This is a genomic window from Saccharopolyspora sp. CA-218241 (assembly GCF_050954615.1).
In the GTDB taxonomy this organism is placed as follows: Bacteria; Actinomycetota; Actinomycetes; order Mycobacteriales; family Pseudonocardiaceae; genus Saccharopolyspora; species Saccharopolyspora cebuensis.
In genome coordinates this window covers 5,457,782-5,482,433 of the sequence record NZ_CP191860.1, presented here as the reverse complement: position 1 = coordinate 5,482,433, position 24,652 = coordinate 5,457,782, and the positions used below count along the sequence as shown (strand labels likewise).

The following is a 24,652-nucleotide window of genomic DNA, read 5'->3' as shown; positions in this document are numbered from 1 at the left end:
GGTGACCTCCGACCACGAGGAGGTGCCGATGCTGGCCGTGACGGGATTCGCGACCGTAGGCCTGTTCCTCGCGCTGGTGCTGTCGCGCCGGGTCTCGGTGCTGCTCGCGCTGACCCTGGTGCCGATCGCGGCGGCGCTGGTCGCCGGTTACGGCGACCGGCTCGGGGAGCTGATCGCCGAGGGCCTGAGCACGGTGGCGCCGGTCGCGATCATGATCACGTTCGCGGTGCTGTACTTCAGCACGATGATCGACGCCGGGCTGTTCGACCCGGCGGTGGCGCGCATCCTGCGCTGGGCCGGGGGCGACCCGCTGAAGATCACCGTGGGCACGGCGGTGCTCACCCTGCTGGTCGCGCTGGACGGTGACGGCGCGTCCACCTTCCTCATCACCGTCTCGGCGCTGCTGCCGATCTACCGGCGGCTCGGGATGCGCCGAATCGTGCTCGCCGGGGTGATCTGCCTGGCGGCCGGGGTGATGAACATGGTGCCGTGGGGCGGTCCGACGGCTCGCGCGATGGCCGCGCTGGACCTCGGCAGCGCCGAGCTGTTCCTGCCGCTGCTGCCCGCGATGGCCGCCGGGGTCGCCTGGGTGCTGGTCGCGGCGTACCTGATCGGTCGCGCCGAGCGCAGGCGGTTGGGCGTGATCACCCTGGAGGTCGCCGAGCGGCCCCGGCTCACCGGTGCGGCCCGGGTGCGGTTCTGGCTGAACCTGCTGCTGACCCTGCTGCTGGTGGCCGCGCTGCTGGCCCAGCTCGCCGAGCTGGAAGTGCTGTTCGTGCTGGGCTTCCTGGTGGCGCTGCTGATCAACCGGCCGAGCTGGCGGGCCCAGCAGGAGCTGCTCACCGAGCACGGGCACAACGTGGTGCTGGTGATCACCATGATCTTCGCCGCCGGCGTGTTCACCGGCATCCTCACCGGCACCGGGATGATCCAGGCGATGGCGGAGTCGCTGGTGGCGCTGATCCCCGCCTCGGCGGCCGGGCTGCTGCCGGTGGCCACGGCGATCACCAGCATGCCGATGAGCCTGGTGTTCACCCCGGACGCCTACTACTTCGGCATCGTGCCGGTGCTGGCCGAGACCACCGCCGCGCTCGGCGGCGACCCGGCTGCGATCGGCAGGGCCGCGATCCTCGGCCAGATGACCACGGGTTTCCCGCTGAGCCCGCTGACCGCCTCGACGTTCATCCTGGTCGGGATGAGCGGCGTGGACCTCGGCGAGCACCAGCGGTTCATCTTCGGGTGGGCGTTCGGCACCACCCTGGTGATGACCGCCGTCGCCCTGCTGACGGGAGTGCTGTGATGCGCATCGGGTGCGGAGCCGGGTTCGCCGGGGACCGGATCGAACCGGCGGTGCGGCTCGCCGAGCGGGCCGGGCTCGACGACCTCGTCCTGGAATGCCTCGCCGAGCGGACCATCGCGCTCGGCCAGCAGCGCAGGCTGCGCGATCCGGCGGCCGGGTACGACCCGCGGCTGCGCGCCCGGTTCACCCCGCTGCTGCCGGTCGCGCTGGCCCGCGGCGTCCGGGTGGTGACGAACATGGGCGCGGCGAACCCGCTCGCCGCCGGCGCGGCCACCCGCGACCTGCTCGGCGAACTCGGGCTCGGCGGCCGGGTCGCGGTGCTGACCGGCGACGACGTGCTGGACCGGATCGACCCGCGCGCGCCCGCCCTGGAGGACGGCGTGCCGTTGGCCGACCACGGCGAGCTGGTGTCGGCCAACGCCTACCTCGGCGCCGAGGAGCTGCTGCCCGCGCTGGACACCGGCGCCGACGTGGTGCTCACCGGGCGGGTCGCCGACCCGGCGCTGTTCGTCGCCCCGCTGGCGCACCGGCTGGGCTGGGCGCTGGACGACTGGCCGCGGCTGGCGGCGGGCACCCTGGTCGGGCACCTGCTGGAGTGCGCCGGTCAGGTCACCGGCGGATACTTCGCCGACCCGGGGCGCAAGGACGTGCCGGGGCTGGCCGACCTCGGCTTCCCGTTCGCCGACGTCGCCGCCGACGGCACCGCCACCATCGGCAAGCCCGAGGGCACCGGCGGCGCGGTCACCACCGCGACCGTCCGGGAGCAGCTCCTCTACGAGGTCACCGATCCGACCGGCTACCGCACGCCGGACGTGGTGCTGGACCTCCGGCAGGTGCGGGCCGAGCAGACCGGCGCCGACCGGGTGCGCATCGGCGGGGCCGTCGGCGGGCCGCGTCCCGACGAGCTCAAGGTCAGCGTCGGCTACCGCGCCGGGCACCGGGCCGAGGCGGGGATCAGCTACGCCGGACCCGGTGCGGCGCAGCGGGCGCGGCTGGCCGCCGACGTGGTGCTGGCCCGCCTCGGCGGGGCGGGGGCGCGGCTGCGCGCCGACGTGCTCGGCGGGCCGGACGAGGCGCGGCTGCGGGTCGCGGCGATGGCCCCGGACCCGGACGCCGCCGAGGTGGTCTGCCACGAGGTCGAGGCGCTCTACACCAACGGGCCCGCCGGGGGCGGCGGGGTGCGCACCGACGTCCGGGAGGTCGTCGGCGTCGTCTCCGCGATGCTGCCCCGGTCCGAGGTCGAACCCGCCGTCGCGGTGCTGGAGGTGGACCGTGCTGCTCCATGAGATCGCGCACTGCCGCGCCGGGGACAAGGGCGACACCTCGACGCTGTCGCTGTTCCCGCTGCGCGACGAGGACTACCCGCTGCTGGTCCGCGAGGTCACCGCGCGGCGGGTCCGGGAACACCTCGCCGCCGACGTCCGGGGCGAGGTGCTGCGCTTCGAGCTCCCCGGGCTGCGCGGCCTCCAGTTCGTCTGCCGCGCGGCCCTGCACGGTGGCGTGACGACCTCGCTCGCGCTGGACACGCACGGCAAGACCCTGGGCACCCGCCTACTCTCACTTCCTCTTGATTGAGGTGTTGTGGTCCATTTGGCGCGCGGTGCAAGTGGCGGAACCTCAGCGGCCTTCTCGTCGGGAAGGTGTTGTGGTCCGGTTGCGTAGGGGTGCCGGTGGCGGAACCTCAGCGGCCTTCTCGCTCCGGGAGCCGCTCCTCATGTACAAGCGCGTACACAGCGTCGCGGCTTCCTCGCGAGAAAGCCGCTGAGAACCCGCGGCGGTGCCGGTTGATCAGGTGGGGCAAGGCGGAAGCGGCTTCGCCGCTTGCCTGGCGGTGGTTCCGTTCCGCGTGTGCGTGGGGCGGAAGCGGCTCGCGCCGCTTGTCTGATGGTGGTCGCTGGTGGCGCGTGCGTGGGGCGGAAGCGGCTGACGCCGCTTGCCTGACGGCGGTTCCGTTTCGCGCGTGCGTCCGGGGCTGCGGGTGTTCCGTCCGGTTTCCGGGGTGGCCGCGCAGGGTTGGCGGGGCGTCACCCGAAGTGCCCAACAGGCTGCTCCTACCTGCGACAACAGTCACCCGGGTGGCGCATTTCGCGGACTCGATCGCGTGTCGTGCGGCGCTTAGACTCAGGATTTAGTGAACTCGTTCACAAGCGGGTTCGCAAGGCCGGGTCGGCACGACGGCCCGGCTCGGCAATGCACCGAACCGAGGAGTGTCATGACCAGCGCCACCAGCCGCCGCCGACCGGACGACGACGCCGACGTGATCGTCGTCGGAGCCGGTCCGGCCGGGTCGACGGCTGCGACGTACCTGGCCCGCGCGGGCCTGGACGTCCTGCTACTGGAGAAGAGCGAGTTCCCGCGCGAGAAGGTGTGCGGTGACGGCATCACCCCGCGCGGCGTCAAGCAGCTGATCGATCTGGGGATCGACACCCGCGAGGAGGCCGGGTGGCTGCAGAACCGGGGGCTGCGCGTGGTCGGCGGCGGGGTGACCCTCGAACTCGACTGGCCGTCGCTCGCGGACTTCCCGCCCTACGGCCTGGTCCGCCCGCGCAACGACTTCGACGACCTGCTCGCCGGCGCGGCGAAGTCGGCGGGCGCCCGGATGCACGAGCGCACCACCGTCACCGGCGCGATCACCGACGAGCGCACCGGGCGGATCACCGGCGTCGAGGCCAAGTCCGGGCCGGACCGCACCCCGGTCCGCTACCGGGCGCCGCTGGTGCTCGGCTGCGACGGGGTGTCGGCCCGGCTGGCGCTGTCGATGGGCATCGAGAAGCGCGAGGACCGGCCGATGGGCGTGGCGGTCCGCCGCTACTACACCAGCCCGCGCACCAAGGACGACTACCTGGAGTCGCACCTGGAGCTGTGGGACCGCTCCAACCCGGCGGACCCGAAGCTGCTGCCCGGTTACGGCTGGCTGTTCGGGATGGGCGACGGGACGGTCAACGCGGGGCTGGGCATCCTGTCCACCTCGAAGGCCTACGGCAAGACCGACTACCGGGCGCTGCTGCGTTCCTGGCTCGACGGCACGCCGGAGGAGTGGGGCTACCGGGAGGAGAACGCCGTCGGCAAGATCGGCGGCGCCGCGCTGCCGATGGGCTTCAACCGGGTGCCGCACTACCGCGACGGCCTGCTGCTGGTCGGCGACGCGGGCGGGATGGTCAACCCGTTCAACGGCGAGGGCATCGCCTACGCGATGGAGTCGGCGCGGCTGGCGGCCGAGTGCGTGGTGCACGCGCTGGCCCGCCCGGACGGCCCGTCGCGGGAGCAGGCGCTGGCCCGCTACCCCCGCGCGGTGTCCGAGGCGATGGGCGGCTACTTCCGGATGGGCAACTTGTTCAGCAAGTTGATTGGCAATCCGGTGGTCATGCGGACCGCCACCAAGCACGGTCTGCCGCGCCGCACGCTGATGCGTTTCGTGTTGAAGCTGCTGGCGAATCTCTACGACGCCAAGGACGGGGACACCATGGACCGTGTGATCAGCACCACTACTCGGCTCACCCCTAGCGCCTGAAGGCGGCGAAATGGTCAGATGACGCCGTAGTCGTGTGTGGCAACTCATAAAGTTAGGTTCGCCTCACTACCGAGCCGTCACGGTTGACCGCATAGAGTGCGCCCCGAGACCGCAGACGTGTTCCCCGTCTCGGTGGGGGCCGCTGAAGGAGGGCAGCGAGAGTGCTCGACCCGTACATCCCGTTGGTGCTGATGTTCGCGTTGGCCTTCGCCTTCGCGTTGTTCTCGGTGACCATCGCCCCTTTGGTCGGCCCCCGCCGGTACAACCGCGCCAAGCTCGACGCCTACGAGTGCGGCATCGAGCCGTCGCCGCAGCCGGTGATCGGCGGCGGCCGGATGCCGGTCGCCTACTACCTGACCGCGATGATGTTCATCCTCTTCGACATCGAGATGGTCTTCCTCTACCCGTACGCGGTGTCGGCCGACGCCCTCGGCCTGTACGGCGCCGTCGCGGTGGTCCTGTTCATCGTCACCTTCGGCATCGCCGACCTCTACATCTGGCGGCGCGGTGGCTTCGACTGGAACTAGGCGGTGCCCGCCCTGCGCGCGAATCCCCCGCGAACCCCCGGGCCCGCAGGCCCGACGAGACCCGAATCCGTCCCAGAAGCCGCACCGACGCGGGAAGGAGTGCCGAGATGGGGCTTGAGGCAAGCCTGCCGAACGGCATCCTGTTGGCCAACGTGGAGAAGCTCGTCAACTGGACCCGGAAGACGTCGATGTGGCCGGCCACCTTCGGGCTGGCCTGCTGCGCCATCGAGATGATGACCGTCGGCGGATCCCGGTACGACTTCGCGCGCTTCGGCATGGAGCGGTTCTCCGCCACGCCCCGGCAGGCCGATCTGATGATCGTGGCCGGCCGGGTGACCAACAAGATGGCGCCGGTGCTGCGGCAGATCTACGACCAGATGCCCGAGCCGCGGTGGGTGCTGGCGATGGGCGTCTGCGCCTCCACCGGCGGCATGTTCAACAACTACGCGGTGGTGCAGGGCGTGGACCACGTCGTGCCGGTGGACATGTACCTGCCGGGCTGCCCGCCCCGGCCGGAGATGCTGCTCGACGCCGTCCTCAAGCTGCACGCCAAGATCATGGACGAGCCGATCAACCCGACCCGCGCCGCGGCGAAGCTGGAAGCCGGCGAGCGGACGCCGATGATCCCGTCCTCCGAGCGCTACGCCCCGAAGAACCGGGCGCAGCGCAAGCGGGCCGAACGGCAGCAGGCCGCGCAGCGCAGGGAAATGGGTTCCACCTCGTCGCTGGGCGCCCTGGAGAGCACGCCGCGGCGCCCGGAACTCGGTTCGGCGCAGGAAACTCGGTCGGGTAGGTGAGTTCGGTTGGCACAGGACGAAACGCGGAACCAGACCACGCCGGACCCGGGTGAGCCGGGGTCCAGCGCGGAGCGGACCCCCGGGCTGGAACCGACCGCGGCCGGTGCGCAGCCGGTCGCGGGCCGGTCGCGGCGGGGCATGTTCGGGGTCACCGGCACCGGCGACACCTCCGGGTACGGCGGGCTGCGGTTGCCCCCGCACGTCCCGGCCCGCGCCGAGCGGCCCTTCGGGGGCTGGTTCGACGACGTGGCCGACGCGCTGTTCGCCGCGCTGCACGACGCCGGGGTGCCCGACGACGCGGTGCAGCAGGTGACCATCGACCGCGGCGAGATCACCTTCTACGTCCGCGCGGAGCACCTGGTGGCGACCTGCCGCGCCTTCCGGGACGATCCGGCGCTGCGCTTCGAGCTGTGCAGCTCGGTGTCCGGTGTGGACTACGGGCCGGAGGTGCCGCAGCGGCTGCACTCGGTCTACCACCTCACCTCGATGACCTACCGCAGGCGGGTGCGGGTCGAGGTGGCGATCGACTGGCCGAACGAGGCGGGCGGTCCGCCGACGGTGCCCTCCGTCGTCGGCGTCTACCCGACGGCCGACTTCCAGGAGCGGGAGTCCTGGGACATGTTCGGCATCGTCCACGAAGGACACCCGGCGCTGACCCGGATCCTGATGCCCGACGACTGGGAGGGCCACCCGCAGCGCAAGGACTACCCGCTCGGCGGCATCCCGGTCGAGTACGAGGGCGCCGAGATCCCGCCGCCCGACCAGCGCAGGTCCTACACGTGATCGCCGCGGAGAGGTGCTGGAGATGACGACGGAAACACCGGCCGGGACCACCGGCTTCGACCCGTACGCGACGTCCCGGGAGACCACCGAGGGCCGCGTCTACACCGTCACCGGCGGCGACTGGGACGAGTTCGTCGACGAGACCGGCGGCGAGGAGCGGGTCGTCATCAACCTGGGCCCGCAGCACCCGTCCACGCACGGCGTGTTGCGGCTGGTCCTGGAGCTGGAGGGGGAGACGGTCACCAACCTGCGGTCGGTGATCGGCTACCTGCACACCGGGATCGAGAAGAACTGCGAGTACCGCACCTGGACCCAGGGCACCACCTTCGTGACGCGGATGGACTACCTCTCGCCGCTGCACAACGAGGCGGCGTACTGCCTGGCGGTGGAGAAGCTGCTCGGCATCGAGGTGCCGAAGCGGGCCGAGGTGTCCCGGGTGCTGCTGATGGAGCTGAACCGGATCTCCTCGCACTTCGTCTTCCTGGCCACCGGGGCGATGGAGCTGGGCTCCACCACCGGCATGACCTTCGGCTTCCGCGAGCGCGAGGAAGTGCTGCACCTGCTGGAGTTCCTCACCGGGCTGCGGATGAACCACGCGTTCATCCGGCCGGGCGGCCTCGCCCAGGACCTGCCGGAGAACTTCCGGGAGCGGGTGCTGGACTTCATCAAGGTGATCGACGAACGGCTGCCGTCCTACGACAAGCTGTTCACCGGCCAGCCGATCTGGCGGCAGCGGCTCCAGGGCGTCGGCTACCTGCCGGTGGACGGGTGCCTCCAGCTCGGCATCACCGGGCCGGTGCTGCGCTCGGCCGGGCTGGCCTGGGACCTGCGCAAGATCGACCCGTACTGCGGCTACGACGAGTACGACTTCGAGGTGCCGACCAGCACCGACGCCGACTGCTTCGCCCGGTTCCTGCTGCGGGTGGAGGAGATCCGGCAGTCGCTGCGGATCATCCGGCAGTGCGTGGACCGGCTGGAGCCGGGCCCGGTGATGGTCGAGGACGCGAAGATCGCCTGGCCCGCGAAGCTGTCCATCGGCCCGGACGGCATGGGCAACTCGCTGCGGCACGTGCAGAAGATCATGGGTCAGTCCATGGAGTCGCTGATCCACCACTTCAAGCTGGTGACCGAGGGCTTCGACGTGCCGCCCGGCCAGGTGTACGTGCCGATCGAGTCGCCGCGGGGCGAGCTCGGCTACCACGTGGTCTCCGACGGCGGCACCCGCCCGATGCGCGTGCACGTGCGCGACCCCAGCTTCGTGAACCTCCAAGCGATGCCAGCGATGGCCGAAGGCGGTCTGGTGGCCGACGTGATCGCCGCGGTGGCCTCCATCGATCCGGTGATGGGCGGAGTGGACCGATGACCGAGCAGTTCGACTACACCTCGACCGAGGACGTGGTGCACCCCACCGCGGACACCGGCGCGTTCGACGAGCGGGTCCGCGCGGACGCCGACGCGATCGTCGCGCGATACCCGGAGTCCCGGTCCGCGCTGCTGCCGCTGCTGCACCTGGTGCAGTCGGTGCAGGGCCACGTGAGCACCGAGGGCATCCAGTTCTGCGCCGACCGGCTCGCGCTGTCCACCGCGGAGGTCAGCGCGGTCGCCACGTTCTACACGATGTACAAGCGCAAGCCCTGCGGGCAGCACCTGGTCAGCGTGTGCACCAACACGATGTGCGCGCTGCTCGGCGGCGACGAGATCTACCGGCGGCTCGGCGAGCACCTCGGCGTCGGCCACGACGAGACCGCCGGGACGCCGGGCGAACCGGGCTCGCTCACCCTGGAGCACGCCGAGTGCCTCGCCGCCTGCGACCTCGGGCCGGTGCTCCAGGTCAACTACGAGTACTACGACAACCAGACCCCGGAGCAGGCGCTGGAGCTGGTGAAGTCGTTGCAGCGCGGCGAGAAGCCGAAGCCGACCCGGGGTCCGGCGCTGACCGACTTCCGCACCGCCGAACGGCAGCTCGCCGGGTTCTTCGACGACCTGGACGCCGGCGCGGCGGGCTCCTCGGAGGCGACCGAGACCCTGCGCGGCGCGCACCTCGCCCAGCAGCGCGGCTGGACCGCGCCGGTGATGCCCGAGGACGCCCCGCTGCCGGAGACGAAGTGAGGGTGGCCATGACCGACGCGAACACCAGCCCGCTGACCCCGGTGCTCACCAAGCGGTGGCTGTCGCCGAACGCCTGGACGCTGCGGACCTACGAGCAGCTGGAGGGCTACACCGCGCTGCGCAAGGCGCTCGGCGCCGCGCCGGACCAGCTCGTCGAGCTGGTCAAGGCGGCGGGCCTGCGCGGTCGCGGCGGCGCCGGGTTCCCGACCGGTGTGAAGTGGGGATTCATGCCCAAGGAGCCGGTCAAGCCGCACTACCTGGTGATCAACGCCGACGAGGGCGAACCGGGGACGTGCAAGGACATCCCGCTGATGATGGCCGACCCGCACTCGCTGATCGAGGGCTGCGTCATCGCCTCCTACGCGATGCGGGCGAACCACTGCATGATCTACGTGCGGGGCGAGGCGCTGCACCCGATCCGGCGGCTCAACCACGCGGTCCGCGAGGCCTACCAGGCCGGTTACCTGGGCAAGGACATCCTCGGCTCGGGCTTCGACCTGGACATCGTGGTGCACGCCGGGGCCGGGGCCTACATCTGCGGCGAGGAGACCGCGCTGCTGGACTCGTTGGAGGGCAAGCGCGGCCAGCCCCGGCTCAAGCCGCCGTTCCCCGCCGCCGCCGGGCTCTACGCCTGCCCGACCACGGTGAACAACGTCGAGACCATCGCCTCGGTGCCCTACATCGTCAACGGCGGGTCGGACTGGTTCCGGTCCATGGGGCGGGAGAAGTCGCCCGGGCCGAAGATCTTCTCGCTGTCCGGGCACGTCGAGCGCCCCGGCCAGTACGAGGCCCCGCTGGGCACCACGCTGCGCGAGCTGCTGGACCTGGCCGGGGGCATGAAGGACGGCATCCCGCTGAAGTTCTGGACGCCGGGCGGCTCGTCCACCCCGCTGTTCACCGCCGACCACCTGGACACCCCGCTGGACTTCGAGGGCGCGGCCGAGGCCGGGTCGATGCTCGGCACCACCGCGCTGATGATCTTCAACGAGACCGTCTCGGTGCCGTGGGCGGTGATGAAGTGGACCCAGTTCTACGAGCACGAGTCCTGCGGCAAGTGCACCCCCTGCCGGGAGGGCACCTACTGGCTCGCGCAGGTGCTGGAGCGGATGGTCGACGGCCGCGGCACCGAGGAGGACATCGACACCCTCCTCGACGTCTGCGACAACATCTTCGGCCGCTCCTTCTGCGCGCTCGGTGACGGCGCGGTCAGCCCGATCACCAGCGGCATTCAGTACTTCCGCGAGGAATTCCTCGCGCTGTGCCGGAAAGAAGAGCACGACGACACGGCATCCGCACTGGTAGGAGCGGCCCGATGACAGTGGTACCCGAAGCGCCCGACGAGGCCCGCCCGGTGCCGGAGGGCTACGTCCGGCTCACCATCGACGGCATCGAGGTGGACGCCCCGAAGGGCGAGCTGCTGATCCGCACCGCCGAGCGGATGGGCATCGTCATCCCCCGGTTCTGCGACCACCCGCTGCTCGACCCGGCCGGGGCCTGCCGGCAGTGCCTGGTCGAGGTCGAGATGGGCGGGCGGCCGATGCCCAAGCCGCAGGCCTCCTGCACCATGACCGTCGCCGACGGCATGGTGGTCAAGACGCAGAAGACCTCGCAGGTGGCGGACAAGGCGCAGCAGGGCATGATGGAGCTGCTGCTGATCAACCACCCGCTGGACTGCCCGGTCTGCGACAAGGGCGGCGAGTGCCCGCTGCAGAACCAGGCGCTCAAGCACGGCCGCGCCGACTCCCGCTTCCACGAGACCAAGCGGACCTTCGCCAAGCCGGTGCCGATCTCGACCCAGGTGCTGCTGGACCGGGAGCGCTGCGTGCTGTGCCAGCGCTGCACCCGGTTCTCCAAGCAGATCGCCGGGGACCCGTTCATCGAGCTGCTGGAGCGCGGCGCGGTGCAGCAGATCGGCATCGGCGAGCAGCAGCCGTTCCAGTCCTACTTCTCGGGCAACACCATCCAGATCTGCCCGGTGGGGGCGCTGACCAGCAGCGCGTACCGGTTCCGCTCCCGGCCGTTCGACCTGATGTCCACGCCCGGCCAGTGCGAGCACTGCGCGTCCGGCTGCGAGGTCCGCACCGACTGGCGGCGCGGCAAGGTGATGCGGCGGCTGGCCGGGGACGTCCCCGAGGTCAACGAGGAGTGGATCTGCGACAAGGGCCGGTTCGCCTTCCGCTACGCCACCGCGCAGGACCGGATCACCCGGCCGCTGGTGCGCGAGGGCGGCGAGCTGCGCCCGGCGTCCTGGACCGAGGCGCTGCGGGTGGCCGCCGACGGGCTGCTGCGGGTCCGCGACGGCGGGGTCGGGGTGCTGCCGGGTGGCCGGGTCACCGAGGAGGACGCCTACGCCTACGCCAAGTTCGCCCGGATCGCGTTGCGCAGCAACGACATCGACCACCGGGCGCGGGCGCACTCGGACGAGGAGCTGCGGTTCCTGGAGTCCACGGTGGTCGGTACCGCGCCGGGTCGCGGCGCGGTGACCTACCAGCACCTGGAGGACGCCCCGGCGGTGCTCTGCGCGGCCTTCGAGCCCGAGGAGGAATCGCCGATCGTCTTCCTGCGGCTGCGCAAGGCCGCCCGCGCGGGCCGGACGCAGGTGTTCCACCTCGGCCAGTGGAGCTCGCCCGGCGTGGAGAAGACCACCGTCATCGCGCAGGCGGGCGGACCGCAGCGCACCGGTGAGCTGATCGAGTGCGCCCCCGGCGGTGAGGCGGCTGCGCTCGAAGCCCTACCGCCCGAAGCCCTCGAAGCGCTGTCCCGGCCGGGTTCGGTGCTGCTGGTCGGCGAGCGCGCCGCGCAGGTCCCGGGCCTGCACTCGGCGTTGCTGCGGTTCGCCGAGCGGACCGGCGCGCGGCTGGCGTGGGTGCCGCGGCGGGCCGGGGAGCGCGGTGCGGTGCAGGCCGGGACGCTGCCGACGCTGCTGCCGGGCGGGCGCCCGGTGGTCGATCCGGCGGCGCGGGCCGAGCTGGAGCAGGCGTGGGGCCTGGCCGGCGGGACGCTGCCCCCCGCCGCGGGCCGCGACCTCACCGGCATCCTGCGCGCCGCCGCCGACGGGGAGCTGCCCGGACTGCTGGTAGGCGGCGTGGAGGTCGCCGACCTGCCGGACCCGGAGCTGGCCGAGCGGGCGCTGGCCCGCGCGGAGTTCGTGGTGAGCCTGGAACTGCGGCCGAGCGCGGTCACCGACCACGCCGACGTGGTGCTGCCGGTCGCGCCGAGCGTGGAGAAGTCCGGCACCTACCTGAACTGGGAGGGCCGGCGCCGCGAGTTCCGCACCACGATCGAGGAGACCGGCGCGGTGCCGGACTGCCGGGTCCTCGACACCCTCGCGGTCGAGATGGACCACGACCTGTTCACCCAGACGCCCGCCGCCGCGGCGGCCGAGCTGGACCGGATCGGCGACTACCTCGGCACCCGGCTGCCCGCCCCGGACGTCCCGGCCGCCGCGCCGCCGACGCCCGGACCCGGGCAGGCGGTGCTGGCGACCTGGCGGCAACTGCTCGACGACGGGGCGCTGCAGGTCGAGGAGCCGGCCCTGGCCGGGACCGCGCGGGAGGCGGTCGCGGTGCTCTCGCCCGGCACGGCCCGGCGCGTCGGCGCCACCGAGGGCCGCCCGCTGGTGGTGCGCACCGACCGCGGCTCGATCACGTTGCCGCTGCGGCTGGCCGAGCTGCCCGACGACGTGGTGTGGCTGCCCACCCGCTCCGGCCCGTCGCAGGTCAACCGGGAGCTCGGCGTCGGGCACGGCGGGCTGGTGGAGATCGGCGCGATCGGCCCGATGCCCGCGGCGTCCACCAACGGCCACGGCCGCCACCACGACGCCGTCGGGAACTCCGACCACGAGAACGGCAAGGGGGGCCGGGCATGACCCGCACCGCGGAACTGCTCGCCGACGACCCGCTGTGGCTCATCCTGATCAAGGTCGTGCTCATCTTCGGCTTCCTGGTCGTGATGACGCTGCTGACCATCTGGGCGGAGCGGCGGGTCATCGGCCGGATGCAGCACCGGCCCGGCCCCAACCGCGCGGGACCGTTCGGCATCCTCCAGTCGCTCGCCGACGGGCTGAAGCTGGCCTTCAAGGAGGACATCCGCCCGGTCCTGGCCGACAAGTGGGTGTACTTCCTGGCGCCGGTGATCTCGGCGACCCCGGCGATGGTGTCGTTCTCGGTGATCCCGATCGCGCCCGAGGTGACGATCTTCGGCGAGACCACCGCGTTGCAGCTCGTGGACCTGCCGGTCGGCCTGCTGGTGGTGCTGGCCTGCGCCTCGATCGGCGTCTACGGCATCGTGCTGGCCGGCTGGGCCTCCGGTTCGCCGTACCCGCTGCTGGGTTCGCTGCGCTCGGCGGCGCAGGTGATCTCCTACGAGATCGCGATGGGCCTGTCCTTCGTCGCGGTGATCATGTACGCGGGGACGCTGTCCACCTCGGGGATCGTCGCGGCGCAGGCCGACGGCTGGTTCGCGCTGCTGCTGCCGTTCAGCTTCGCGGTGTACCTGGTGGCGATGGTCGGGGAGACCAACCGCGCCCCGTTCGACCTCCCGGAGGCCGAGTCGGAGCTGGTCGGCGGGTTCCACACCGAGTACTCCTCGCTGAAGTTCGCGCTGTTCTTCCTCGCCGAGTACATCAACATGGTGACCGTCTCGGCGCTGGCGACCACGCTGTTCCTCGGCGGCTGGCACGCCCCGTGGCCGCTGTCGATGATCGGCGACGGGGTGCTCAACACCGGGTGGTGGCCGGTGCTGTGGTTCCTCGGCAAGACCCTGCTGTTCCTGTTCGTGTTCGTGTGGCTGCGCGGCACGCTGCCCCGGCTGCGCTACGACCAGTTCATGCACCTGGGCTGGAAGGTGCTGGTCCCGCTCAGCTTCGTGTGGATCATCGCGGTGGTCATCATCCGCGCGGTCCGCAACGAGGACGCCATCACCACCCAGCAGTTCCTCATCGGCGGCGGGATCGTCGTGGTCGTCCTGCTGGCGGCGACGTTCCTGATCCCGGACAAGAAACCCCCGCAGGACCACGAGGTCCCGCACTCCGGCAGCGATTTCCCGGTGCCCCCGCTGGACCTCCAGGTCCCGCCCGCGCCGCCGAAGCGCACCCCGGTGCGCAGCGGCGCCCCGGACGCCGGCGACAGCGGTGCCCCGGACGAAGGAAAGGAGGCGCCCCGTGGGGATGTTTGATCCGATCAAGGGGTTCGGCGTCACCTTCTCGACGATGTTCCGGAAGGTCGTCACCGAGGAGTACCCGGAGGTCAAGAAGGTCCCGGCGCCCCGGTTCCACGGCCGCCACCAGCTCAACCGGCACCCGGACGGGCTGGAGAAGTGCGTCGGCTGCGAGCTGTGCGCCTGGGCCTGCCCGGCGGACGCGATCTTCGTCGAGGGCGGCGACAACACCGAGGAGGAGCGGTACTCGCCGGGTGAGCGCTACGGCAAGGACTACCAGATCAACTACCTGCGCTGCATCGGCTGCGGGTTGTGCATCGAGGCCTGCCCGACCCGGGCGCTGACCATGACCAACGAGTACGAGACCGCCGACGACAACCGGCGGGACCTCATCTACACCAAGGAGGACCTGCTCGCCCCGCTGCTGCCCGGCATGGAGCAGCCGCCGCACCCGATGCGGCTCGGCGACGACGAGCAGGAGTACTACGCGCGCGGCCCCGAACTGGCCCGCCACCGCGGTGTTCCCGAAGACGAGACGGTCGAGTCCGGACCCGAGGAGGCCAGGCGGTGATGGTTCTCGCGGCGACGACCCACGTGCTGGCCCAGTCCGGCGCGGCGGTGGGCACCGGTGAGGCGGTGGCGTTCTGGGTGCTGGGGCCGCTGGCCCTGCTCGGCGGGCTCGGCATGGTGTTCGCCCGCAACGCGGTGCACTCCGCGCTGTGGCTGGTGCTGACCATGCTCTCGCTCGGCGTGCTCTACATGGCGCAGAGCGCGCAGTTCCTCGGCTTCACCCAGATCATCGTCTACACCGGCGCGATCATGATGCTGTTCCTGTTCGTGCTCATGATGGTGGGCCGGGACTCCTCGGACTCGGTGGTGGAGGTGCTGCGCGGGCAGCGGCTGTGGGCCGGGCTCGGCGGCATCGGCTTCGGCGTGCTGCTGGTCAGCGGCCTGGCCCGAGCGCTGACCGAGGTGCCGGTGGCCGCCCCGCTGGACCCGTGGTCGCCCGCGGGCGGCGGTGCGGGCGGGCTCGGCCGGTTGATCTTCACCGACTACCTGTTCCCGTTCGAGCTGACCTCGGCGCTGCTGATCACCGCGGCGCTGGGCGCGATGGTGCTGGCCTACGGCGGCAAGGGCCGCGGGCCCCGGATCAGCCAGCGGGAGCGGGCCAACCGCCGGTTCCGCAGCGACCGCCCGTCCCCGCAGCCCGGTCCGGGCGTGTACGCGACCGCCAACTCGGTGGCCGTGCCCGCGCTGCTGCCGGACGGCTCGGTGGCGCCGGAATCGCTGTCCCGGCTGCTGGAGAACCTGCCCGTCGACGAGGTCGGCGACCACCGGTCGGTGGCGGGCCGGGACCGCGCCCCCGATCCGCACACGCTCACCGGTTCCGGCGCCGAACCGGCGCCCGAACCGCCGGAGGGCGGGGCGGGCCACGCGTCCGAGGATTCCCCCGTCGAGGAGGTCCGGCAGTGACCCCCACGTACTACCTGCTGCTGTCGGCGCTGCTGTTCACCATCGGCGCGGTCGGCGTCCTGGTGCGCCGCAACGCGATCGTCGTGTTCATGTGCATCGAGCTGATGCTCAACGCGGTGAACCTGACCCTGGTGACCTTCGCCCGGATCGAGGGATCGGTGCACGGCCAGGTCATGGCGTTCTTCGTGATGGTCGTCGCCGCCGCCGAGGTCGTCGTCGGCCTGGCCATCATCATGTCGATCTTCCGGACGCGTCGCTCGGCCTCGGTCGACGACGCCAACCTGCTGAAGTACTGAGAGGCGCGTGGTGACGGCAATGATGACGCTCAGCGCCGCCGCGGAGGCCGGGGCCGTGGACGTGACCTCGGCGGCCGGGGCAGTGCAGCAGAACGCCTGGCTGCTGATCGCGCTGCCCGCGCTGGGCGCGCTGGTGCTGCTGGTCGCCGGGCGCCGGGCGAACGGGTGGGGCCACTACCTCGGCACCGCGACCGTGCTCGGCTCCTTCGGCTACGCCCTGGCGCTGTTCACCTCGGTGCTCGCCACCGGCGACGAGCAGCGGGTCCGCGAACTGCCCCTGTTCTCCTGGATCCCGGTCAACGCACTCCAGGTCGACTTCGGGCTCCGGATGGACCCGCTGTCGCTGGTGTTCGTGCTGCTGATCACCGGTGTCGGATCGCTGATCCACATCTACTCGATCGGCTACATGGCGCACGACCAGCAGGGCCGCAGCGGCGGGCGCAACACCGAGCGGCGGCGGTTCTTCGCCTACCTCAACCTGTTCGTCGCGGCGATGCTGGTCCTGGTGCTGGGCAACAGCTTCCTCACCCTCTACCTCGGGTGGGAGGGCGTCGGCCTGGCCTCCTACCTGCTGATCGGCTTCTGGCAGCACCGGCCCAGCGCGGCGGGCGCGGCGACCAAGGCGTTCGTGATGAACCGGGTCGGCGACATCGGGCTGGCGCTGGCGATCTTCCTGCTGTTCGCCAACCTCGGCACCACGCAGTACTCCGAGGTGTTCGCCCGCGCCGGGGAGCTGTCCTCCGGGGTGCTGCTGGCGATCACCCTGCTGCTGCTGCTCGGCGCCTGCGGCAAGTCCGGCCAGGTGCCGCTGCAGGCGTGGTTGCCGGACGCGATGGAGGGCCCGACCCCGGTCTCGGCGCTGATCCACGCCGCGACGATGGTCACCGCGGGCGTCTACCTGATCGCCCGCGCCAACCCGCTGTACTCGCTCTCGCCGGGCGGCCAGCTCGCGGTCGTCATCGTCGGCGCGGTGACGCTGCTGGTCGGCTGCATCATCGGCTGCGCCTACGACGACATCAAGAAGGTGCTGGCCTACTCCACGGTGAGCCAGATCGGCTACATGATGCTGGCCGTCGGCCTCGGCCCGGCCGGCTACGCGCTGGGCATCATGCACCTGCTCACCCACGGGTTCTTCAAGGCCGGGCTGTTCCTCGGCGCGGGCTCGGTGATGCACGGCATGAACGACGAGGTCGACATGCGCAAGTACGGCGGCCTCGCCCGGTACATGCCGGTCACCTTCGCCACCTTCGCGCTCGGCTACCTCGCGCTGATCGGCTTCCCGTTCCTGTCCGGCTACTACTCCAAGGACGCCATCATCGCCGCCGCCTTCGGCCAGGAGGGCTGGCGCGCCTGGGTGTTCGGCGGGGTGGCGCTGCTGGGCGCCGCGCTCACCGCGTTCTACATGACCCGCCTGGTGCTCATGACGTTCTTCGGCGAGAAGCGGTGGAAGGAGCTGAAGTCCAGCGACGGCAGGGACTTCCACCCGCACGAGTCGCCCGCGGTGATGACCGCGCCGATGGTGGTGCTCGCCGTCGGTTCGGTGGCGGCCGGGCTGTTCTTCACCGCCGGGGACCGGCTGGTGACGTTCCTGGTGCCCTCGCTGGGCTCGCTCGCGCACGCCGAGACGCCCGCGCTGCCGCACGCGGTGATCCCGGTGCTCACCGTCGGGTTCTCCGCGCTCGGCGCGGTGGTCGCGTGGCTGGTGGTGGGGCGCAGGCCGGTGCCGGTGCAGCGCCCGCAGCGGGTCTCGCCGGTGGTCCGGGCCGCCCGCGCCGACCTCGGCGGCAACGCGCTCAACGACCTCGTCGCGGTGCGGCCGACCTACGCCCTCAGCCGCGGCCTGGTCGAGGTGGACCGCCGCGGGGTGGACGGCGCGGTCCACGGCGTCGGCTCGGTGCTGACCCTGGCCTCGCAGGGGCTGCGCCGGTGGCAGACCGGGTTCGTGCGCTCCTACGCGCTGTCCATGCTCTTCGGCGGCATCTTCGTGATCGCCGCCCTGATGGTGGTGGGGATGCCGGTATGACGTGCTCCGCTGACCGACCGACCGGAGCGTTGCGGGAGGAGAACCGATGACCCCGCTCCTTGCCCTGATCCTGCTGCCGATCGCCGGGTCGGTGGTGGTGGCGCTGCTGCGCGGCAACGCTCCCGCCGCGAAGTGGACCGCGCTCGGCTTCTCGCTGGTGGAGCTGGGGATCGCCGCCGCCGCGTGGCTGGCCTACGACCCGGCGGGCCCGCGCCTGCAGCTGTCCAGCTCGGTGCCGTGGATCCCCGCGTTCGACATCTCGGTGTCGTTCGGGGTGGACGGCATCGCGCTGGTGATGATCGCGGTGATCACCGTGCTCACCCCGCTGGTGCTGGGTTTCAGCTGGGGCGAGCGGCTGCCCGCGGGCCGCACCCACGGCGGGTTCTTCTCGTTGCTGCTGCTGGAGCAGGCGCTGACCATCGCGGTGTTCGCCGCGACGGACCTGTTCCTGTTCTACGTGCTGTTCGAGATCATGCTGGTGCCGATGTACTTCCTCATCGGCGGCTACGGCGGTCCGGAGCGGGTCCGCGCGGCGGTGAAGTTCTTCCTGTACTCGTTCCTCGGCGGCCTGATCATGCTGGCCTCGGCGATCGGCGCCTACGCCTACTCGGCGCAGGCCACCGGCAGCGGGACGTTCGACTGGGAGCGGTTGGTGCCGGTGCTGTCCCAGGCGCCGACCGAGGTCCAGGTGTGGCTGTTCCTCGGCTTCTTCGCCGCCTTCGCGATCAAGGCGCCGCTGGTGCCGTTCCACACCTGGCTGCCCGACGCCACGCAGCAGGCGCCGATCGGCGTCGCGGTGGTCGTGGTCGGCGTGCTGGACAAGGTCGGCACCTTCGGCTTCCTGCGCTACAGCCTGCCGCTGACCCCGGAGGCGTCCACCCTGCTGGCCCCGGTGGTGCTGGTGCTGGCGGTGGCCGGGGTGCTCTACGGGTCGCTGCAGGCGTTCGGGCAGACCGACCTCAAGCGGTTCATCGCCTACGTCTCCATCGCCCACTTCGGATTCATCGCGCTGGGCATCTTCGCGTTCACCACGCAGGCGCAGGCCGGTTCGGTGACCTACATGGTCAACCACAGCTTCGCCACCGGGATGCTGGTCCTGGTGATCGGCATGGTGATCGCGCGCGGCGGCTCCACCCGGATCGCCGACTACGGCGGGATGGCCCGGGTGACGCCGTTGCTGGCCGGGATGCTGCTCATCGCCGGGCTGAGCACCCTGTCGCTGCCCGGCACCAGCTCGTTCATCAGCGAGATCCTGGTGCTCATCGGCTCGTTCCCGACCCGCCCGGTGTTCACGGTGCTGGCCACGCTCGGCATGGTGCTGGCCGCCGCCTACGTGCTGCGGCTCTACCAGCGGACGATGCAGGGCCCGGTGCGCGGGGACGCGCTGCTGGGCGCGCTGCCCGGACCGGGCGCGCTGGCCGATCCGAACGCCCCGGCGGAACCGCGCAGCGCCATCAAGGACCTCGGCGGCCGGGAGATCGCGGTGCTCGCCCCGCTGGTCGTGCTGGTGCTGGCGCTGGGGATCTACCCGAAGCCGGTGCTGGACGTGGTCAACCCGTCGGTCGCGGCAACCATGAGCGAGGTCGGCGCCACCGACCCCGTGACCTCGCAGGGAGGTAATTGACAGTGCGTGCAGGGGTTCTGGCGCAGCAGCCGGTCGAAGTACCACCGATCGACTACGCGGCGATCGCACCGATCCTGGTGATCCTCGGCGCCGCCTGCCTCGGGGTGCTGGTGGAGGCGTTCATGCCCCGCCACCAGCGCTGGTCGGCGCAGGTGGGGCTGAGCCTGCTGGCGATCGTGGTCGCCGGGATGGCGGTGGCGTTCTACGCGCGGCAGGGCGGTACCGGGGCTACCACGCTGTCGGACACGTTGGCGGTCGACCCGCCCGCGCTGTTCCTGTGGGGCACCCTGCTGGCGCTCGGGTTCGCCTCGATCCTGCTCATCGCGGACCGCTCGGTGGAGATCGGCGGGGCGTTCGTCTCCGAGGGGCAGATCACCCGCGTCGCGGAGGGCCCCGGCACGATGAGCCGGGCCGCCGCGGCGGCGTCCGGGATGCGCACCGAGGTCTTCCCGCTCGCACTGTTCTCGCTCGGCGGCATGATGGTGTTCTGCGCCGCCAACGACCTGCTGACGATGTTCATCGCGCTGGAGGTGCTGAGCCTCCCGCTGTACCTGATGTGCGGGCTGGCCAAGCGGCGGCGGCTGCTGTCCCAGGAAGCGGCGGTGAAGTACTTCCTGCTCGGCGCGTTCGCCTCGGCGTTCTTCCTGTACGGGCTGGCGCTGCTCTACGGCTACGCGGGGTCGGTGCGGCTGGCCGCGATCGCCGACGCCACCGCCGGGACCGACCGCTCCGACACGCTGCTGTTCGCCGGGCTCGGCCTGCTGCTGATCGGCCTGCTGTTCAAGGCCTCGATCGGCCCGTTCCACGCCTGGACCCCGGACGTCTACCAGGGCGCACCGACCGCGGTGACCGGCTTCATGGCCGCCTGCACCAAGGTCGCGGCGTTCGGCGGCATCCTGCGGGTGCTCCAGGTGGCGTTCGAGGCGTCGAGCTGGGAGTGGCGCGGGGTGCTGTGGGCGATCGCCATCGCCTCGATGGTGATCGGCGTGGTGCTGGGCCTCACCCAGCGCGACCTCAAGCGGATGATCGCCTACTCCTCGGTCGCGCACGCCGGCTTCATGCTGATCGGGGCGATCGCGCTCACCGACCGCGGCCTGTCCGGCACCCTGTTCTACCTGCTCGCCTACGGGTTCAGCACGGTCGCGGTGTTCGGCGTGATCAGCCTGGTCCGCCGGTCCGATGGTGAGGCAACTCACCTGTCGGACTGGGCGGGGTTGGCCAAGCGCTCACCGCTGGTCGCCGCGGTGTTCACCTTCCTCATGTTCGCCTTGGCCGGAATCCCGTTCACGAGCGGTTTTGTCGGGAAGTTCGTGGTTTTCGAGGCGGCGCTGCGGGACGGGATGGCCCCGCTGGTGGTCGTGGCCCTGGTGGCCAGTGCGGTCGCGGCCTTCTTCTACCTTCGTGTCATCGTGCTGATGTACTTCAGCGAACCGGCCGACGACGGCCCCACCGTCAGCGTGCCGGGCGCCTTCACGACGGCGGCGATCACGCTGGGCGTGGTCGTCACGTTGCTGCTGGGCGTGCTGCCGACGTTGGCTCTGGACTGGGCGAACGTGGGGGGCTTCGTGTCGTAGAGTGCTCGCCGGTAGGGCGACTCGATGGGGGAACGAAGGCGACGGTGACGTGAGCAGGGCAGCGGGTGACCCGATCAGAGAGCTGACCGGCATGGCGGTCGGGTTCGACATCGCCGACGAGGCGCTGGCCGAGTCGGTCCAGCAGGGCATGGATGCGGTGGAGCGGCTGCTGCACGAGTCGGTGCGCAGCGACTTCGAGTTCGCCACCCGCACCTCGCTGCACCTGGTGGACGCGGGCGGCAAGCGCTTCCGGCCGCTGTTCGTGCTCATCGCCGCGCAGTTCGGCGAGGAGGTCACCGAGGACGTCCTCAAGTCCGCCGCGATCATCGAGCTGGTCCACCTCGCGACGCTCTACCACGACGACGTGATGGACGAGGCGACCATGCGGCGCGGTGCGACCAGCGCCAACGCCCGCTGGGACAACTCGGTGGCGATCCTCACCGGCGACTTCCTGTTCGCCCAGGCGTCGCGGCTGGTCGCCGACCTCGGCGCCGAGGCCGTCCGGCGGATGGCCCGGACCTTCGAGGCGCTGGTCACCGGGCAGATGCGGGAGACCATCGGCCCGGGTCCGGAGGAGGACGCCGTCGAGCACTACCTGACGGTGATCTACGAGAAGACCGGGTCGCTGATCGCGACGGCGGGCCGCTTCGGCTCCTGGTTCGCCGACGCCGCCGCCTCCCACATCGCGTCGCTGGAGCGGATCGGCAGGCTGATCGGCACCGGGTTCCAGATCTCCGACGACATCATCGACATCGCCTCGCCGGCCCTGGAATCGGGCAAGACCCCCGGTACCGACCTGCGGGAGGGCGTCCGGACGCTGCCGATGCTCTACGCGCTGGCCGACGCCGATCTGGAACCGCGGCTGGCCGAGCTGCTGTCCGGGCCGATCACCGAGGACGCCGAGGTGGAGGAGGCGCTGGCGCTGCTGCGGGACTCCAACGGCCTGGCCCAGGCCCGCGCCACCCTGGACGACTTCGCCGACGACGCCCGCGCCGAGCTGGCGACGTTGCCCGCCGGTCCGGCGCGCGACGCGCTGTCCTCGCTGGTCGACTACGTGGTCGCCCGCACGAACTAGCGGAAACGGAGCAGGACGTGCGGGGCAGCGGCGGTGCGTTTCCGACAACGTTGCGCAGCCACCGGACCGTGCCGCGAGCCGGTCGGGCCGGTGCGTCGACCGCCGGGCCCGGCGGTCTCGAGGAGGGACGACGCACGTGACTACCTGGCTGTTCACCCAGGTGTGGTTGTGGAGCCTGGCGGCCTTCCTGCTGGGCTCGGCGTGCACCTGGCTGCTGTTCGTCCGCCCGCTGAAGCGGCGGCTGGCCGAGCAGTACGACGATCCGTACTACGACGACGAGCCCGCCTACGACGTCGAGCAGCCGACGCTGGTGCCGGAGCGCCCGCTGGACCTGCTCGACGACGAGCGCGACAACGAGCCGCCGATCGGCCCGTGGGACCGCTCGCCCCGCCCGTGGGTCGACCCGGAGACCCGGCAGTTCCCGGCCGTCGACGACCGGCCCGAGCCCGCCCCGGTCACCGCCCCCGCGCCGGAGCCGGAGCCGGAGCCGCTGCCGGACCGCGAGCCAAGGCCGGGACCGGAGCCGCTGCCGGACCGCGACGCGGGCAACACCTGGTTCCGCAAGCCCACGGCCGGGTCCGGTGCCGAGTTCCTCCCGGTGGGCGCCGCGCCGGAGCCGCTGCCCGAGCGCCCCGGTCCACCGGTCGAACCGGCGCCGACCGCCTGGCCGGGAGCCGCCCCCGCGTCCGCCGCCGAGGCCCCGACGCGCCAGGAACCCGAGCCCGACGTCCGGCACCGCGACGCCCCGTCCGCCCCGGGGCAGGACCTCGCCCCGCTGCGCCCGGCCGAGCCCGCCCGCAACGGCCAGGCGCCCGCCCCGGACCAGGACCGCCCCGCCGAGCTCCCGCAACCCCCGGCGACCCAGCCGCCCGCGCCCCAGGTTCCGGCGGCCCAGGTTCCCGTGTCCCAGGCTCCCGTGTCCCAGGCTCCCCGGGAACTCGACCAGGGGATGCGCCGCGAGACCAGGCTCACCGGCCAGTTGCGGTCGCTGTTCGAGCCGGTGGAGCCCGGCGATGCCGCCTACACCCCGCCGGTCGGCGCGGAGGCCACCCAGGTCTTCCCGGCGGTCGAGGACACCGCGAACGAGCCGCGGACCGACATCCACCCGGCCCCCGAAGTCAACCGAGCCACCACCACCCCGACCGAGACGGACCTGGATCAGGCCGACCCGCCCCAGGCGGACGGGACCAAGGCGGACCTCGACGAGGCGGCCCAGGCCACCCCGGAGCAACCCGATTCAGATCCGGGGAAGGCGAACCCGCTCCAAGCGGCCCAGGCCACGTCAGGACGAGCCGAGCCCGCCCCGGCCAAGGAGGACCCGGACGAGAACGACCCGGGCACCCAACCCGCCGAGGGGCGACCCGAGCCCGAGGTCAACCCGGATCAGGCGGACCAAGCCACGCCAGGCCAAGCCCCGGCCGACCCCGCCCCAGCGGGGCGAGGCACCGACGCATCCGCCGAGCCGGAGGGAACCGCCGCCGAGGGCGAGAGCGGCCCACCGCCGCTGCCGCGCCGCACCCCGGGAGCGGGCCCGCGTCCGGGTCGCCCGGAGGAGCGCCCCGGCCCGATGATCAAGGGCCATTCGGCGTCCCGCCAGTACCACGCGCCGGAGTCGCCGCACTACGAGTCGATCGTCGCCGACGTCTGGTTCCGCACCCCGGCCGACGCCGAGACCGCCGGCTTCACCGCCTGGAACTCCTGACCCGCTCCGCACCCGAACGGGACGTAGGTGAGGGGCACCCTTGTCCGAAGTGGGTACATCAGGAGCGGCTCCCGGAGCGAGAAGACCGCTGAGGTTCCGCCACCGGCACCGCCACGCAGGCCATTGGCGAAAGCGGTCCTCACTGGGACAAGGGTGCCCCTCACTCAGCTCACGAACGGGTGAGAGGTGCTGGGTCAGTCCTGGTGGTGGGGCGGGGGTTGGCGTTCGAGGAGGCGGGAGAGGACGACCGTCGACACCGTGCGCCGGACGAACTCGACGGCCCGCAGCCGTTCCATCGCCTGTTCGAGGTGGTGGATGTCGGCCGCGCGCAGGTGCACGATGGCGTCGGCGTTGCCGGAGACGGTGTAGGCGGCCACGACCTCGGGCAGCGGGTCCAGCCCGGCGCGCAGCCGTCCGGTGGGGACGTTGCCGTGGCAGTGCACCTCGACGAACGCCTCGGTCCCCCAGCCCAGCGCCTCGGGATCGACCACCGCGGTGAAGCCGCGCAACACCCCGCTGTCCAGCAGCTTGTCCACCCGCCGCTTCACGGCGGGCGCGGACAGCCCCACCCCGGCGCCGATCTCGGCGTAGCTGGCGCGCGCATCGGCCACCAGGTGCGAAACGATTCGCTGATCCAAAGCGTCCACGCGCAACATAGTGCCGCATCCGGCGCAATGCAGCGGCATTGATGATCGGTCGAA

The 24,652-nt window shown here is 71.8% G+C and carries 21 protein-coding genes; 20 read left to right on the top strand and 1 reads right to left on the bottom strand.

Features of this window, described 5'->3' with window-relative positions:
- Position 1 precedes the first annotated feature (1 nt).
- The 20 genes from ACQP0T_RS25870 to ACQP0T_RS25775 all read left to right on the top strand — a co-directional run bounded on the left by ACQP0T_RS25870 (position 2) and on the right by ACQP0T_RS25775 (position 23,951).
- Positions 2-1,300, top strand: coding sequence for a CitMHS family transporter (locus tag ACQP0T_RS25870; protein WP_433870362.1), 1,299 nt, complete (start codon positions 2-4; stop codon positions 1,298-1,300).
- Positions 1,300-2,586, top strand: coding sequence for an acyclic terpene utilization AtuA family protein (locus ACQP0T_RS25865; protein WP_433870361.1), 1,287 nt, complete (start codon positions 1,300-1,302; stop codon positions 2,584-2,586). Before ACQP0T_RS25870 ends, ACQP0T_RS25865 begins: the two co-directional genes overlap by 1 nt.
- On the top strand, positions 2,573-2,875 hold the full coding sequence (locus ACQP0T_RS25860; RefSeq protein WP_433870360.1) for an AtuA-related protein: 303 nt from the start codon (positions 2,573-2,575) through the stop codon (positions 2,873-2,875). Before ACQP0T_RS25865 ends, ACQP0T_RS25860 begins: the two co-directional genes overlap by 14 nt.
- A gap of 637 nt (positions 2,876-3,512) precedes the next feature.
- Positions 3,513-4,811 (top strand): geranylgeranyl reductase family protein, encoded by a 1,299-nt coding sequence (locus tag ACQP0T_RS25855; RefSeq protein WP_433870359.1) that lies wholly within the window; start codon positions 3,513-3,515, stop codon positions 4,809-4,811.
- A 161-nt stretch (positions 4,812-4,972) separates the two neighbouring features.
- A complete protein-coding gene (locus ACQP0T_RS25850; RefSeq protein WP_345357360.1) occupies positions 4,973-5,338 on the top strand; it encodes an NADH-quinone oxidoreductase subunit A in 366 nt (121 codons plus the stop codon).
- A gap of 107 nt (positions 5,339-5,445) precedes the next feature.
- The gene (locus ACQP0T_RS25845; RefSeq protein WP_433870358.1) at positions 5,446-6,135 is read left to right on the top strand and encodes a NuoB/complex I 20 kDa subunit family protein; all 690 of its coding nucleotides are present in this window, start codon (positions 5,446-5,448) and stop codon (positions 6,133-6,135) included.
- 6 nt (positions 6,136-6,141) lie between these two features.
- Positions 6,142-6,918 carry an NADH-quinone oxidoreductase subunit C gene (locus ACQP0T_RS25840; protein WP_433870357.1) on the top strand — a complete coding sequence of 259 codons (777 nt, stop codon included), beginning with the start codon at positions 6,142-6,144 and terminating at the stop codon, positions 6,916-6,918.
- Between the two features lie 22 nt (positions 6,919-6,940).
- Positions 6,941-8,281 (top strand): NADH-quinone oxidoreductase subunit D, encoded by a 1,341-nt coding sequence (locus tag ACQP0T_RS25835; RefSeq protein ID WP_433870356.1) that lies wholly within the window; start codon positions 6,941-6,943, stop codon positions 8,279-8,281.
- A complete protein-coding gene (nuoE, locus tag ACQP0T_RS25830) occupies positions 8,278-9,027 on the top strand; it encodes an NADH-quinone oxidoreductase subunit NuoE (RefSeq protein WP_345357369.1) in 750 nt (249 codons plus the stop codon). Before ACQP0T_RS25835 ends, nuoE begins: the two co-directional genes overlap by 4 nt.
- Positions 9,028-9,035: 8 nt before the next feature.
- Positions 9,036-10,343 (top strand): NADH-quinone oxidoreductase subunit NuoF, encoded by a 1,308-nt coding sequence (nuoF, locus tag ACQP0T_RS25825; RefSeq protein ID WP_433870355.1) that lies wholly within the window; start codon positions 9,036-9,038, stop codon positions 10,341-10,343.
- A complete protein-coding gene (locus ACQP0T_RS25820; RefSeq protein ID WP_433870354.1) occupies positions 10,340-12,895 on the top strand; it encodes an NADH-quinone oxidoreductase subunit G in 2,556 nt (851 codons plus the stop codon). The genes nuoF and ACQP0T_RS25820 overlap by 4 nt, the downstream gene beginning before the upstream one ends.
- Positions 12,892-14,202 carry an NADH-quinone oxidoreductase subunit NuoH gene (gene nuoH, locus ACQP0T_RS25815; RefSeq protein ID WP_433870353.1) on the top strand — a complete coding sequence of 437 codons (1,311 nt, stop codon included), beginning with the start codon at positions 12,892-12,894 and terminating at the stop codon, positions 14,200-14,202. Before ACQP0T_RS25820 ends, nuoH begins: the two co-directional genes overlap by 4 nt.
- A complete protein-coding gene (gene nuoI, locus ACQP0T_RS25810; protein ID WP_433870352.1) occupies positions 14,189-14,755 on the top strand; it encodes an NADH-quinone oxidoreductase subunit NuoI in 567 nt (188 codons plus the stop codon). The genes nuoH and nuoI overlap by 14 nt, the downstream gene beginning before the upstream one ends.
- A complete protein-coding gene (locus tag ACQP0T_RS25805) occupies positions 14,755-15,657 on the top strand; it encodes an NADH-quinone oxidoreductase subunit J (protein WP_433873849.1) in 903 nt (300 codons plus the stop codon). The genes nuoI and ACQP0T_RS25805 overlap by 1 nt, the downstream gene beginning before the upstream one ends.
- Complete coding sequence (gene nuoK / locus ACQP0T_RS25800; RefSeq protein ID WP_093155324.1) at positions 15,654-15,953, top strand: NADH-quinone oxidoreductase subunit NuoK; 300 nt, start codon at positions 15,654-15,656, stop codon at positions 15,951-15,953. Before ACQP0T_RS25805 ends, nuoK begins: the two co-directional genes overlap by 4 nt.
- A 19-nt stretch (positions 15,954-15,972) precedes the next feature.
- Positions 15,973-17,976 (top strand): NADH-quinone oxidoreductase subunit L, encoded by a 2,004-nt coding sequence (gene nuoL / locus ACQP0T_RS25795; RefSeq protein WP_433870351.1) that lies wholly within the window; start codon positions 15,973-15,975, stop codon positions 17,974-17,976.
- Between the two features lie 46 nt (positions 17,977-18,022).
- Positions 18,023-19,600, top strand: coding sequence for a complex I subunit 4 family protein (locus ACQP0T_RS25790; protein WP_345357394.1), 1,578 nt, complete (start codon positions 18,023-18,025; stop codon positions 19,598-19,600).
- A 17-nt stretch (positions 19,601-19,617) separates the two neighbouring features.
- The gene (gene nuoN, locus ACQP0T_RS25785) at positions 19,618-21,174 is read left to right on the top strand and encodes an NADH-quinone oxidoreductase subunit NuoN (protein WP_433873848.1); all 1,557 of its coding nucleotides are present in this window, start codon (positions 19,618-19,620) and stop codon (positions 21,172-21,174) included.
- A 91-nt stretch (positions 21,175-21,265) separates the two neighbouring features.
- Positions 21,266-22,249 carry a polyprenyl synthetase family protein gene (locus ACQP0T_RS25780; protein ID WP_433873846.1) on the top strand — a complete coding sequence of 328 codons (984 nt, stop codon included), beginning with the start codon at positions 21,266-21,268 and terminating at the stop codon, positions 22,247-22,249.
- 136 nt (positions 22,250-22,385) lie between these two features.
- A complete protein-coding gene (locus ACQP0T_RS25775; RefSeq protein WP_433870350.1) occupies positions 22,386-23,951 on the top strand; it encodes a sunset domain-containing protein in 1,566 nt (521 codons plus the stop codon).
- A gap of 194 nt (positions 23,952-24,145) precedes the next feature.
- On the opposite strand, the gene ACQP0T_RS25770 is transcribed toward ACQP0T_RS25775, so the two are convergent.
- Complete coding sequence (locus ACQP0T_RS25770) at positions 24,146-24,598, bottom strand: Lrp/AsnC family transcriptional regulator (RefSeq protein WP_433870349.1); 453 nt, start codon at positions 24,596-24,598, stop codon at positions 24,146-24,148.
- Positions 24,599-24,652: the final 54 nt, after the last annotated feature.

Coding starts and splice junctions, on each gene's coding strand:
- ACQP0T_RS25790 (WP_345357394.1), top strand. CDS start 18,023: ATGACCCCGCTCCTTGCCCTGATCCTGCTGCCGATCGCCGGGTCGGTG.
- ACQP0T_RS25820 (WP_433870354.1), top strand. CDS start 10,340: ATGACAGTGGTACCCGAAGCGCCCGACGAGGCCCGCCCGGTGCCGGAG.
- nuoH (WP_433870353.1), top strand. CDS start 12,892: ATGACCCGCACCGCGGAACTGCTCGCCGACGACCCGCTGTGGCTCATC.
- ACQP0T_RS25845 (WP_433870358.1), top strand. CDS start 5,446: ATGGGGCTTGAGGCAAGCCTGCCGAACGGCATCCTGTTGGCCAACGTG.
- ACQP0T_RS25855 (WP_433870359.1), top strand. CDS start 3,513: ATGACCAGCGCCACCAGCCGCCGCCGACCGGACGACGACGCCGACGTG.
- nuoE (WP_345357369.1), top strand. CDS start 8,278: ATGACCGAGCAGTTCGACTACACCTCGACCGAGGACGTGGTGCACCCC.
- ACQP0T_RS25835 (WP_433870356.1), top strand. CDS start 6,941: ATGACGACGGAAACACCGGCCGGGACCACCGGCTTCGACCCGTACGCG.
- ACQP0T_RS25780 (WP_433873846.1), top strand. CDS start 21,266: ATGGCGGTCGGGTTCGACATCGCCGACGAGGCGCTGGCCGAGTCGGTC.
- nuoL (WP_433870351.1), top strand. CDS start 15,973: ATGATGACGCTCAGCGCCGCCGCGGAGGCCGGGGCCGTGGACGTGACC.
- nuoF (WP_433870355.1), top strand. CDS start 9,036: ATGACCGACGCGAACACCAGCCCGCTGACCCCGGTGCTCACCAAGCGG.
- ACQP0T_RS25805 (WP_433873849.1), top strand. CDS start 14,755: ATGGTTCTCGCGGCGACGACCCACGTGCTGGCCCAGTCCGGCGCGGCG.
- ACQP0T_RS25865 (WP_433870361.1), top strand. CDS start 1,300: ATGCGCATCGGGTGCGGAGCCGGGTTCGCCGGGGACCGGATCGAACCG.